We start from the raw sequence: 13,150 nt of genomic DNA on the forward strand, positions 1-13,150 counted from the left end.
CATTATTGTTGCGCTAATCGTCCACGATATTGTACTAGTGCGGCAGTTAACGATTCAACAGTCGCTTCCTCAGCTTCTAGTGTAACTTCAAGACCGTATTCACGAATGGTAGCTGAAGTAATCAGTCCTATACTTGCAAGCGGATATTGCTTCAGCAACGCTATAGGATCGTCAATTCCCCCTTGCTTCAATACCGTTATTAGATTTTTCACCGTTGAGGAACTTGTGAACGTGATCATATGAATATGTTTTTCTTTCAACCATTCAAACACAAGTGGCTCCTGCTGCGCTGCCACGACTGTCTCATATATGCTAATCTCATCAGCAATAATACCTTTAGCACGTAACTGCTCGGGTAGAACGGAACGTGCAAGATCACCTCTAGGCAATAACATTCGTTGTCCCGCTGATGCAAATTGCTCTAATGTCTCGACCAAACCTTCCGCATCATAACGAGCAGCCTGATGATCAACAATCAAGCCACGTTCGTAAAGCGCTTCGCTAGTTTTAGGTCCAACAGCCGCTATCTTCGCAGCACTGAAGCGACGTATATCTACTTTATATTGCTTCAACCATTCGAAGAAATAGTGAACACCATTCTCACTTGTAAATACAAGCCAATCATATCGCTGGGCTTGCAATAAGTTTTGTTCTATAGCTTCAACTTGCTCAGGTAGTGAGCTTTTCTTCACTTGGATGACAGGGAATTCGCAAGGTTCGCCACCAAGTTCCTCAATAAGTGAAGCAAATTCACTAGCTTGCGACCTAGCACGAGTAACAAGTACACGCATCCCGAATAATGGCATGCGTTCATACCATTGCAATTGCTCGCGTTGTTTTACGACATCACCAACAATGATGATAGCTGGAGATTTGAAGCCCGCATCAGCAACCTGCTCGGCAATTGTACTTAGCGTACCGACGATGGTCTCTTGCTCAGGCGTTGTCCCCCAGCGCACTAAAGCTATTGGTGTATCGCTACTACGACCATGCTTCATCAATTGACTAGCAATATATTCAAGCTTAGCAACACCCATTAGAAATAATAACGTACCCGTAGCATTCGTAACTTTATCCCAGTAAATTGAAACATCTAGCTTATCAGCACTTTCATGCCCTGTAATAATCGATAATGATGAAGCGTGATCTCGATGCGTAACAGGAATACCTGCATATGCAGGAACTGAGATCGCAGAAGTAATACCTGGAATGATCTCAAACGGAATATTATGCTGGCGGAGCAATCCTGCCTCTTCCCCTACACGACCAAAAATAGTTGGGTCGCCACCTTTCAATCTCGTTACCGTATGACCTTCAAGTGCAAGATCAACGAGTAATTGATTAATATCTTCCTGCTTCATCGTATGTCGATCCGGCAGCTTACCTACATATACTCGCTTCACATGATCCGGTGCATATCTAAGCAATCTCGGACTTGCTAAGCGATCGTATACAATTGCCGTACATTGCTCTATACATTGCATACCACGGACGGTAATTAGTCTGGGATCTCCCGGCCCAGCACCGACCAAATATACTTTCCCCTTATTCATCGCATTAAACCTCAATTTCTGCTAAGATTTCACGTGCCCCACCATCTAACAGCAATTGGGCAACTTCTGCTCCCAATTGTATAGCATCCGTACCACGACGAATTTCTTTCAACAATACTTTACCATCTGGTGAACCGACAATACCTGTCAATTCTAGCACTACCGCATCTGCTGAACGTTCAACAATGGTTGCATGTGCACCTAACGGTACTTGACAACCACCTTCTAGCGTGCCCAGAAAACTGCGTTCAGCAGCAACCGTTAGAGCAGAATCAGCATCATTCAATATTTGTAATAATTTCACAACGATATCGTCTTGCTGGCGGCACTGAATGCCTAATGCTCCTTGCCCAACGGCAGGTACACATACATCTAGCGGTAGCAGCGTTGATATTTTATCTTGCCAGCCCATTCTTGTTAGTCCTGCAGCTGCAAGAACAATCGCGTCGAAGTTTTCCGTTTCTAATTTGCGAATACGAGAATCAATATTTCCGCGAATCCATTGCAGATCAAGATCTGGTCTTGCATGCTTTAACTGACTACTGCGACGTAAACTACTTGTACCAACTTTAGCCCCTTGCGGCAGGTCCTCAAACGTATCAACACCACGCATAACAAGGCAGTCCTGTGGAGATAGACGTTTCGGCACAGCTCCGTTAATAAGCCCTTCTGGTAGCTTATAAGGCATATCCTTCATACTATGTATCGCCATGTCGATTACGCCATCAAGTAGCGCTTGCTCGATTTCCTTAACAAACAATCCTTTACCGCCAACTTTAGATAATGTGACATCAAGAATTTGGTCACCTTTTGTAATGATTTTATGTATTTCAAATGTGTACGGTAAATCATGTACCTTACAGATTTCTTCAAGCTGCTTAATGACTTGTCCTGATTGCGTTAACGCCAACTGACTTTGACGTGTACCAACTTTAATAATTCTAGCTTCCATCGCTAATTCCTCGCCTTCACTATGTATGACTTCATTCGCTTCATATTCGATGTCGACTAAGCTACGTTAGCATAGTCATCGTGATCACAAGTGAATGTTTTGAACCACCTCTATGATCACTGTCGTAGTTTTCTATACCACATATCATACTCTGTTGGAGAAACTTGAAGCACCTCTTGCAATGCCTGCTCGGTAATTCGAGCACTGATCGTTAAGTCAATATCATCCCGCTCCAGATCAACTCTAAGGCGTGACATTAATTGTAAAGCGTCCGCATACGGTTTAGCAAATTGAGCCTCTAGCTCACGCTTCAAATACTTCGTTAAGGCAGGACTCGTTCCTGAAGTTGAAATCGCTAATGTGAGTTGACCTTCACGAATGATCGCTGGTGTTATAAAGCTTCCTTGCTCGCCATCACTAACATTACACACCAATTTCCCTTTATTCAAGGCAGCCTCAGTAATAGTGCGATTCAGCTCATCTTGATCCGTTGCTGCAAACACGATAGTGAACTGTTGTACTAATGCTTCATTATACATCGACGGAATCCAAGTTAATGATTCGTGAAGAGGTAATAACTCTTGCAATGGCTCACTAATATTCGGCGCGACAATAGTAACTGAGCTAGCATTTCCTGCAAGTAATCCTGTAACTTTACGGGTAGCGATTACACCTCCACCAACGACGAGACATTGATGATGATGCAAATTAACCATTATGGGATAGTACAGAGAGTTTTGCTCCATAACCATCTCCTCCTGCACATTTAGTGGAATGACGAAAACTCACTCGAAAACATATTAATAAGTTGAAATGCGTACGCTAGTAAATACAACTTGGCAATCCTTTGTCCTGATCGCTGATTAACAGAACGCTGATAAATAAAATATCCATAAATAGCAAGCGCACAAAGTGAAGTGACAATCTGAATATCTAACAGCATGTATGCCCTACCTTCCACGACTAATGAAATCGCTGCAATTGCCAACGACATAATCAATAGTGGAACTCCGATAATAACCATTCTTTCACTCGAACGATCCATAACTTCAAGACTCGGAAATCTACGCAACCATTTGGTCCATTTTTTACGTTTCAAGCTATGATGTACAACCAGATACATGATCGATAGCAAAGCCCCGATCGTCAACACTGCGTAAGCGCTAATAACAAGACTAATATGTACATAAAGCAATTCTTGGGTAGCTTGCCATAGTTCAAGCGAACGCCCTTCTTTCGGAGAACTATACATATTAAGGGCAAACACTGAAAACCCAATAACATTGACGAAAAACACAATCAGTTCGATCTTATAATATCTGCTAATAATAAATGATACCGTAATTAATATCCACGAAAACAGTTGCAATATATCAAAGGTAGTAAATTGAAACAGCGGTAGTCTTAATTCCGTTAGTAACCGGAAGATTAGAAATGCTCCAGAAAGCAACCACACAAAAACAAGTAGCCCTGTGCCTAGTTGTTTTGCCTTCCGATTCTCAGAAACAAAATCAGAAAAATAAAACAATAGACTCAGGGCATAAATATATATAAAAATATCATAGATCCATAGATCCATATCCATCACTGCACCACCCTGTGTTCTACTTCATTGTGTTGTTCGAAACGATAGGGCTATAAAACTTTTGTTAAGAGCGTACAAGCGCAGCAAGTTTTTTGGCAGAACGGACAAACTGTGAGCGATCCTGTATAGCTGGCTCTTGTACTTTCTGCTCTGCTTTTTCTAGCTCGTCTAATTGCTCTTTCAAATCAAATAACTGTACGAATAAATCCATTGCTTCATCTGCTTTTTTGGTTCCAGCTAATTCCTTTACGCGTAGTATAGGATCCTGAACCATCTGATTGACCATACTCTTCGTCAATTTACGAATAACTTTCAGCTCTTGTTCAGACAGATTAGGCAACTTATTAGACAAGCTTACCATTGTTTCTTCATGCACTTTAGCTGCTTTCGTTTGTAGACCGCGAATAAGCGGAACAACACCTAGTGTCTTGAACCAGCTATCGAACAAGGCAATTTCTTCTTGAATCATCACATTAATCTTCGTCGCTTCCTGCTCACGTTGCGCTAGATTACTTTCGACAATCCCATGCAAATCATCAATATCATATAGGAAAACATTATCTATTGTTGCGATGTTCGGATCAAAATCTCGAGGCACAGCAATATCAATCATAAATAATGGCTTAGAACGACGCTTCGCCATAATAGCTTGTACATCTGCAGTCGTCAGCACGAATTGCTTAGCAGCCGTTGAGCTAATCATAATATCGACATGCTGCATCTGCTCATTCGCTTGTTCAAAGTTATAAGCAATACCATCGAATTGAGCAGCCAATTGCTTCGCTTTCTCCAATGTTCGATTGACGACATTAATCTGAGATGCGCCATTGGCATGCAAATGCTTCGCCGTTAACTCTCCAGTTTCACCAGCGCCAAAAATCATCACTCGCTTATTAGCGAAGTTACCAAAAATTTGTTTGCCTAGCTCTACCGCAGCATAACTAACAGATACAGCAAGCTCACCAACTCTCGTTTCAGAATGAGCACGTTTGGCTAGCGTGACCGCTTGCTTAAACAGCATATTAAACACAGTCCCCGTTGTTTTCAACTGCTGCGCTTCAAGAAATGCTTGCTTCACTTGTCCAAGTATTTGCGTTTCACCAATAATCATCGAATCAAGACCACTTGTTACTTTGAACAAATGTTCGATTGCTTCATGATCCTCATACATATATAAACTGTTTGTGAACTGCTCACGTGGCAGACCAAACCATTGTTCCATAAATAATCTAACATAATGACCACAGATTTGTGCACGATCAACGATCGCATAAATCTCAGTGCGGTTACAAGTTGCGACAATCACACATTCCATAATACTCGTTGTGCTTTTCAACTTTATAAGTGCTTCTGTTAATTGTTCTTCAGCCAATGCGAAGCGTTCTCTAACTTCGACAGCTGCGGTCCGATAGTTCAAGCCGACAACAATAATATGCATGGTGATCCCCTTTCCGAAATGTAAAGCCAATAATTTATAATAAGTATAGCATAATAATATTTCGCAAATTCCTCTATATTTGACTATTATTCGAATTATATCGACGTATTATACCTATTGTTCGCAATATCACAATCGCTCCATAGGAAAAGGCCATAGACTTTCGTCCATGGCCATATCTGCATTCTTATACTAGTTCAATTTGTTTTAGTTCAGGTTCAACGATTTGAAGCTCACCCATACCACGAACTAGTTTCTTAGCATGTGTTGTTTGTGGCTTAAGCACTGAAAGCATATAATCGATTGCTACCTGTGGATCTACTGTTTCGCCACAAGTATAACAATCCAGTGCAGCAAATCCTCTTTCAGGATACGTATGAATCGAGAGATGGCTCTCTGACAACAGCACAAGTACCGTTGCGCCTTGAGGTTCAAATTGTTTTGATTGAACAGATAGCACTGTAGCTCCACAAGCCTCCGCTGCCTCAACCATGTGAGATTGTAATACCTCCGCACTGTTTAGCAAATCAAAATCGACACCCCATGCATCAACAGCAACGTGTCTTCCGAAAGTAGAATATTCCATCCTTCGGTTCCCCCTTCCTAGGAATAAAATGTTTGAAAAATTTCATCCGCTAGGACCTACGTCATTCACTTCTCGAGGGTATAATCTCTCGTAACATTACAATGTCCTGAGTGAATCCTGGTTCCTAATTTTGAACAACCAATTTGTTTTCAACGAGAATAAAAATAACATCTTATAGAGTTAATTGCAATAGTTATTTTGTAAAAATTCTGTAAGTTTTAATAATATTTCTAGTCTCTCTCTAATTTACTCAAGATAGCTAAATATTGCTACTCATTTCTCAATATTCATTCATTTTTTTCCATTCTTTACTTTTAACAAAACATTATCATGCACTACTAATTTGTTGACTGATAAGAAAAAACGAGCAGGTTATTACCCCGCTCGTTTTTACATGTACTATGTTCAGTTTGCTTCCAACGCGAATAATTTGAACGTTAATGCTTTCAACTGCTCATCAATATTGTTCAACTCTAGATCGTTGCTTACTTGATTTCGAAGCTCTAGCCACTCATCAATCGCTTGATAAATAAGCTTAATTTCTCTTTCAATTAAACGACTATCAAATACACGTTGTAGCTTTTGAACGGTATTCTTTTTCTCGAATACCGTGCGCTCACCTTTATCATTCTTCTCAATGATACGGTGAACACTGCCACTCTTATAATGATATTCCATCGTATAATGACTATAAATCCGATTGACAATCGCACTGCCACGGAATGCGGATACCGCTTTTCGCATTGCATTAGTCAGCTTTAGTTCGACAATTCGGCATGTAAGTTCACATACATATTCATCATAATGACGTTCAAACGTCATACGAATCGCCTCGTGTCCAGCTACATCTTCTAGTACCAGTGATTGGTTACCATTCTCAAGAATGAGTACCTGAAGGCGCAATTGTTGCTCCTCCATAAAAATAATAAACTTCGATAATTCAGAACTACTTAACTCAAACCTTGCATTAACATACTCTGTGGCTATCCGCTTAGCCATAAAAATCTCCTCAATTCTTCGCTTTCCAAGTAGATGAAGAATATCTTAGAACTCAGAAAGGCCGAATACATGCTTATATGTTATATTATACGAGATTTGCGTTCTATATTCCTGCTCCCCATACATGAAATTCCATCGTATTTCACGAAATAACGGAATTATCGCAAAATTTCTTGAACAATCACTCATAATGCTTACTAATTATTAAGAAGTTCTCGTGAATCCTACCCTGCTTGCCGAAAAATATAAATCTACTAAATTAATATCACGAAAAACACTACTACATTATTGTTGATCTTCAATCGTTTCAACAATTGATGCAGAATCTTTTATTTCCGCTTCCGTTGGCTCTACTACCCCATCTTCCACAGGTAAAGACATTCCAGCATCTTCGATCGCTTGCATAATATGACCCCATAGCTCATCACGACCAAGCCCAGTATCCGAAGAAAATAGTACAACTCGATCCTTCGAGCTAGCGCCAAGCGTAGTTTTGATCATTTTCATATGTTTGTCCCATTTGGAGCGCGGTATTTTATCAGCTTTCGTACATACGATACAGGTGGGGATCTCATAATGCTTCAGCCACTGATACATCAATTGATCATCTTTAGATGGTTCATGACGAATATCGATAACTAGAAGCTGCAATACTAGCGGCTCACGAGATTGTAAATATCTTTCGATCATAATACCAAATTCTTCACGCTGCTTCTTGGATACTTTCGCATAACCATAACCAGGAAAGTCAACAATATAAATATCTTCGTTTACTCGGTAATAGTTCAGTTGTTGCGTTTTACCAGGCTGTGAACTCGTACGCGCTAAGTTTTTACGCATAATCATCTTATTAATTAATGAGGACTTGCCGACATTAGAACGACCTGCCAGAGCAATTTCTGGCAAGCCATTATCTGGGTATTGTTCAGGGCGTACGGCACTAATTATAAATTGTGTATCTTTAATTTTTATCATGTTATTGCTCCTCATTCTCGTTTGCTACTAAAGCATGCGCAAGCACTTCATCTAGATGAGCGACAGGAACAAACTCTACCTCTTGCTTTATACTTTCTGGAATATCATCAAGATCTCTTGTATTATCGATAGGTATAAGCACCTTTTTAATACCAGCTCGATGTGCTGCTAATGATTTTTCTTTCAAACCACCGATTGGCAACACTCTACCTCTTAATGTTATTTCCCCTGTCATTGCAACTTCTTTGGATACATAGCGACCACTAAGTGCTGATATAAGTGCTGTTGCCATTGTTATCCCAGCTGAAGGTCCATCCTTAGGTATTGCACCTTCCGGAATATGAATGTGAATATCTAGCTTTTCATGGAAATCCGGTGCTACTCCAAGCTCTTTGGCATGCGCTCTGATGTAGCTGAATGCTGCTTGCGCAGATTCCTTCATCACATCACCAAGCTTACCCGTTAGATTAAGCTTACCGCTACCAGTCATTGTTGAAACTTCGATCACAAGTGTATCGCCACCAACTTCCGTCCATGCTAGCCCTGTAACCGCCCCAATCTGATTCTGAGCATCAACCATACCATATCGGAACCTCGGTTGTCCAAGCGATAGCTTCACCTGCTCACGATCAATATGGATGGTTTGCAGTTGCTCATCAGAGACGAAAGCTTTCGCCGCCTTACGAGATAATGCGGCAATCTGTTGCTCAAGGTTTCGCACACCAGCCTCACGAGTGTACTCACGAATAATGAAACTAATCGCTTCATTATCGATCGTCAACTGTTCCTCCTGCAATCCATGATCAGCACGTTGCTTACGGAATAGATAGCGCTTGGCAATCTCTAGCTTCTCTAGCTCAGTATAGCCGGGTACTTGTAAAATTTCCATACGATCAAGCAATGGACGTGGTATGGTCTGTAAGGAATTAGCTGTCGTTACGAACATAACGGATGACAAATCAAACGGAACCTCTACAAAGTGATCGCTGAACGTAGAGTTCTGCTCTGGATCTAATACTTCAAGTAACGCGGAAGAGGGATCTCCGCGGAAATCGGATGCCATCTTGTCAATTTCATCGAGTAGAAATACTGGATTTTTCGTCCCGGCAGACTTCATTCCTTGCATAATTCTACCTGGCATAGCACCAACATATGTACGACGATGCCCGCGAATTTCCGCTTCATCACGCACGCCACCTAGAGAAATACGAACAAATTTACGACCAAGCGACTTCGCAATAGATTTCGCTAGAGAAGTTTTACCAACCCCTGGCGGTCCTACAAGACAAAGGATTGGTCCCTTCAGCTTTTTCACCAGCTTTTGCACAGCCAAATACTCCAGCACACGTTCCTTCGCTTTTTCAAGCCCGTAATGATCGTCATTCAAGATTTGCTCAGCATGAACAATGTCCAGATCATCATCCGTTAACTTATGCCACGGCAAAGCAAGCAACGAGTCGATATAATTACGAATGATTCCACCTTCTGCTGAAGATTGTGGCATTTTCTCAAGACGATCTATTTCTTTATTAACCCTCTCGGCAACCGATTCAGGAAGCTGAGCCTCTTCTAACTGAATACGCAGCTCTTCAGTTTCACCAAGGCGACCTTCTTTCTCACCAAGCTCCTTCTGAATCGCCTTCATCTGCTCGCGCAAATAATATTCCTTTTGCGTTTTTTCCATCTGCTTTTTCACGCGCTGATTGATTTGACGTTCCATCTCAAGCACTTCGCGCTCATTGTTAAGGAGATCAAGTAATGCTTCAAGACGTTTTTCTACATCAGTCGTTTCAAGAATTTTTTGCTTATCTTTAATCTTCAGAGTTAGATGACTTGTAATCACATCGGCAAGACGTCCCGCTTCTTCAATATCAGATACTGCTGCATACGTTTCAGGCGTTACTTTCTTGGAGAGTGAAACATAATTTTCAAATTGGCTCAGCACCGAACGCATTAATGCATCCACCTGCGGCGTTTGCTCTGTTGGTTCAGGCAATTCCTTCACGACAACCTCATAATATTGTTCATTATCAAGATAATCTTGAATTTCGGCACGAACCAATCCTTCCGCTAGCACTCGAATAGTTCCATTAGGAAGCTTCAGCATTTGCTTCACTTTTGCAATCGTACCTATTCTGAAAATATCTTCTTCAAGTGGGTTTTCAATATTCACCTCAGCTTGAGATACTAGTAAAATATTTTGATCATCAAGCATCGCCTTTTCAAGCGCGCGGATAGATTTATCCCTTCCCACATCTAAGTGAAGCACCATGCTGGGATAGACAAGTAAGCCCCTAAGAGGGAGCAAAGGAATTCGGCGTGTTTTTGTTTTGCTAGAACCCATTCCAGCACCTCCATTCTACATACTCTCTAACATCTTATCACTCAAATGATTCCGCCTGCAAATATGGATATGTTGGAGCACTGAACAAATTCAACTTCCATTGCTCTGTTTGATCCTCATCATTCCATTGTGCTAATTCTGGAAATACATGCGAAAGCACTTCCTCAATGCGAGAAACCGGAATAACTTGCAAGCCATTCAGGTCAGCAAATATTTCTTGCCAGTTTTCTCTAGGAATAATAACACGAACTGCGCCAGCTTGGAAGGCTGCTTCCACCTTAGCTAGCACACCACCAACTGGCTTTACATTACCATGTATCCCAATTTCACCAGTCATCGCTAGGCGATTATCGATTGGCGCATTCAATATTGCTGACGTAATCGCTGTGGCCATAGCAATACCTGCTGATGGTCCGTCAACCGGTGAACCGCCAGGGAAATTAATATGTAGATCGTAGTCCTGTGGATTAAGACCTTTCAAACGAAGCACGGTCAGTACATTTTCGATAGATCCTTTGGCCATACTTTTTCTCCTTAACGTACGAGAGCCACCACCCAGCTCCTCTTCATCAACGACACCTGTAATAATATATTGGCCTTTCCCTTTAGCGACCGGAATAGAACTTACTTCAATTTCAAGCAGCGCCCCCATACTTGGACCATATACCGCTAGCCCATTTACAAAGCCAATTTGCGGAACTAATGGAACTTTACGTTCTGGTCTTGGTGGTATTTGACTACTATTAACAACCCATTCAATATCCATCGCCGTAATTTTATCCCTTTTTTCAGATAATGCAAGCCCTGCCGAAAGCTGAATAATATTAACAGCTTCACGTCCATTCGTTGCATACTGCTTTACAACATCAATCGCTTCAGGACAAGGTGCAAAACCAATTTTCACAACAGCATTCTCAGCAACTTCCGCCACCTCATCAGCAAGTAACGGACGGAAATATACTTCCATACATCTCGAGCGAATAGCAGGTGGAATTTCTTGCGGCGAACGAGTTGTCGCTCCGACTAAGCGGAAGTCCGCAGGCAATCCATTTTGAAATATATCATGAATATAGCTAGGAATATGACTATCTTCTGAATTGTAATAGGCACTTTCCAGAAAGACTTTGCGATCTTCTAGTACCTTTAATAACTTATTCATCTGGACAGGATGTAATTCACCTATTTCATCAATAAATAGAATTCCACCATGCGCCTTCGTAACCGCACCAGCCTTCGGCTGTGGTATACCTGCTACACCCATTGCCCCAGCCCCTTGATAGATTGGATCATGAACCGAACCAATTAGAGGATCCGCAATACCTCTTTCATCAAAGCGTGCAGTCGTAGCATCTATTTCTGTAAATTTGGCAGTTGGTAGAAATGGTGACGATGGATTACGTTTCGCTTCTTCTAGTACAACCCGTGCCGCTGCAGTTTTGCCTACTCCTGGAGGACCGTAGATGATGACATGCTGCGGATTAGCGCTGCATAGCGCAGCTTTAAGAGCCTTAAGTCCATCCTTCTGTCCTACAATATCATTCAGCGATTGCGGTCTTGTTTTCTCAGCTAACGGCTTCGTTAACGAAATTGAACGAAGCTTGCGAAGTTTGTCCATTTCCTTACGTGATTCCTTATCTACTGCTACTTTACTCATCTTCTGATTACGTAATAGATTGAAGAAATATAATCCAATTACGACAGCAAAAAACACTTGAATAATCATTAACAATACGCTCATATTCATTATTAACCCCACTCCTCTTATTATTAAACTTTCCCGTATTACATAGTATTACCTTCTAGCAGATGGAATAATCTTGGTTGGGAAGAGAAATAATTAAGGGGGTGCTGCGAGAACCAATCGAAGACCGCTCCGAGAACTAATCACTGTTCCAATCGCCGTTGGCCTCGGATTTATTGGAATAGGGAATAGTGGTATAAATCCAATGACAAAAACGACCGCTATCGCTTTTCCACTAGTGATTAGTTCTCTCCGCTGTGGCATAGGAGAGCGATTAGTTGTCTCCGCTATTGCAGTAGGTGGAGACAACTTAAAATACAAACAAAAAACGGACGTTACTTATGTTTGCATAATAAATGCAACTAAGTAACGCCCTTATTAATGCAAGTTCACAACGTGAGTTTTTGCTTGATAACTGATATATGGTAGCTCCGATGCCGATTACGCTTCGCTTCAAATGAACACAGCGCCAACAAAAGCACTCATGAATATTGCTAAATAAATTAATGTAATCCACGGCTGATAGTCTAGATACATCTCTTTCCACGTCATTGCCCATGGATGACGAATAAGTACCCAACCAATTAGATCAATAATGATCGTTAGCAGCATCCATGATATTCCGATAATAAGAGCTTCGAGCCATAGATTGTCTGATTGTACTTTAATGAAATAATAATATGAGGCTATTGGCCAGAGAATGATGTTATATAGTGCATGATACTTTACCGTTGCTGCATATGACTTAATATCGTACATTGATTTCACAGGTTGTATTGTATCTTTATCCATCTTGAGCACATATGCATTGAAGCATGTATGTAATATACCGACAAGTGTAACTAAGATGTAAGCAATCAAATACCAAAATATAGACAACCCAAATTCCATCATATCTTTCCTTCTTACGCTTAGGATGTTATCCAGTTTTATCTAAGAAGTCTTTCTTCCAAACGAACAATATATATCATACCACA

At 41.1% G+C, this 13,150-nt stretch carries 11 protein-coding genes; all 11 read right to left on the reverse strand.

Going from position 1 to position 13,150, the window contains the following annotated elements; translation table 11 throughout:
* Positions 1-2: 2 nt before the first annotated feature.
* The gene (gene cobA / locus AC1TPB_RS09015) at positions 3-1,553 is read right to left on the reverse strand and encodes a uroporphyrinogen-III C-methyltransferase (RefSeq protein ID WP_482076170.1); all 1,551 of its coding nucleotides are present in this window, start codon (positions 1,551-1,553) and stop codon (positions 3-5) included.
* A 4-nt stretch (positions 1,554-1,557) separates the two neighbouring features.
* Positions 1,558-2,505, reverse strand: a complete 948-nt coding sequence (gene hemC, locus AC1TPB_RS09020) for a hydroxymethylbilane synthase (RefSeq protein WP_482076171.1) — start codon at positions 2,503-2,505, stop codon at positions 1,558-1,560.
* A 116-nt stretch (positions 2,506-2,621) separates the two neighbouring features.
* Entirely contained in the window at positions 2,622-3,251 is a 630-nt protein-coding gene (locus AC1TPB_RS09025; RefSeq protein ID WP_482076172.1) for a precorrin-2 dehydrogenase/sirohydrochlorin ferrochelatase family protein, read from the reverse strand.
* Between the two features lie 20 nt (positions 3,252-3,271).
* Positions 3,272-4,090 carry a cytochrome C assembly family protein gene (locus AC1TPB_RS09030; RefSeq protein WP_482076173.1) on the reverse strand — a complete coding sequence of 273 codons (819 nt, stop codon included), beginning with the start codon at positions 4,088-4,090 and terminating at the stop codon, positions 3,272-3,274.
* Between the two features lie 64 nt (positions 4,091-4,154).
* Positions 4,155-5,528, reverse strand: coding sequence for a glutamyl-tRNA reductase (gene hemA / locus AC1TPB_RS09035; RefSeq protein ID WP_482076174.1), 1,374 nt, complete (start codon positions 5,526-5,528; stop codon positions 4,155-4,157).
* 187 nt (positions 5,529-5,715) lie between these two features.
* Positions 5,716-6,114, reverse strand: coding sequence for an adenosylmethionine decarboxylase (gene speD, locus AC1TPB_RS09040; RefSeq protein WP_482061511.1), 399 nt, complete (start codon positions 6,112-6,114; stop codon positions 5,716-5,718).
* A 405-nt stretch (positions 6,115-6,519) separates the two neighbouring features.
* Positions 6,520-7,113, reverse strand: a complete 594-nt coding sequence (locus AC1TPB_RS09045) for a non-ribosomal peptide synthetase module (RefSeq protein ID WP_482076175.1) — start codon at positions 7,111-7,113, stop codon at positions 6,520-6,522.
* 285 nt (positions 7,114-7,398) lie between these two features.
* A complete protein-coding gene (yihA, locus tag AC1TPB_RS09050; RefSeq protein WP_482076176.1) occupies positions 7,399-8,088 on the reverse strand; it encodes a ribosome biogenesis GTP-binding protein YihA/YsxC in 690 nt (229 codons plus the stop codon).
* Position 8,089: 1 nt separating this feature from the next.
* Positions 8,090-10,432, reverse strand: a complete 2,343-nt coding sequence (gene lon, locus AC1TPB_RS09055; RefSeq protein ID WP_482076177.1) for an endopeptidase La — start codon at positions 10,430-10,432, stop codon at positions 8,090-8,092.
* Between the two features lie 37 nt (positions 10,433-10,469).
* Positions 10,470-12,176, reverse strand: coding sequence for an ATP-dependent protease LonB (lonB, locus tag AC1TPB_RS09060; protein ID WP_482076178.1), 1,707 nt, complete (start codon positions 12,174-12,176; stop codon positions 10,470-10,472).
* A gap of 450 nt (positions 12,177-12,626) precedes the next feature.
* A complete protein-coding gene (locus AC1TPB_RS09065; RefSeq protein ID WP_482076179.1) occupies positions 12,627-13,067 on the reverse strand; it encodes a hypothetical protein in 441 nt (146 codons plus the stop codon).
* Between the last annotated feature and the right edge of the window lie 83 nt (positions 13,068-13,150).

Source organism: Paenibacillus sp. Y951, from assembly GCF_056786395.1.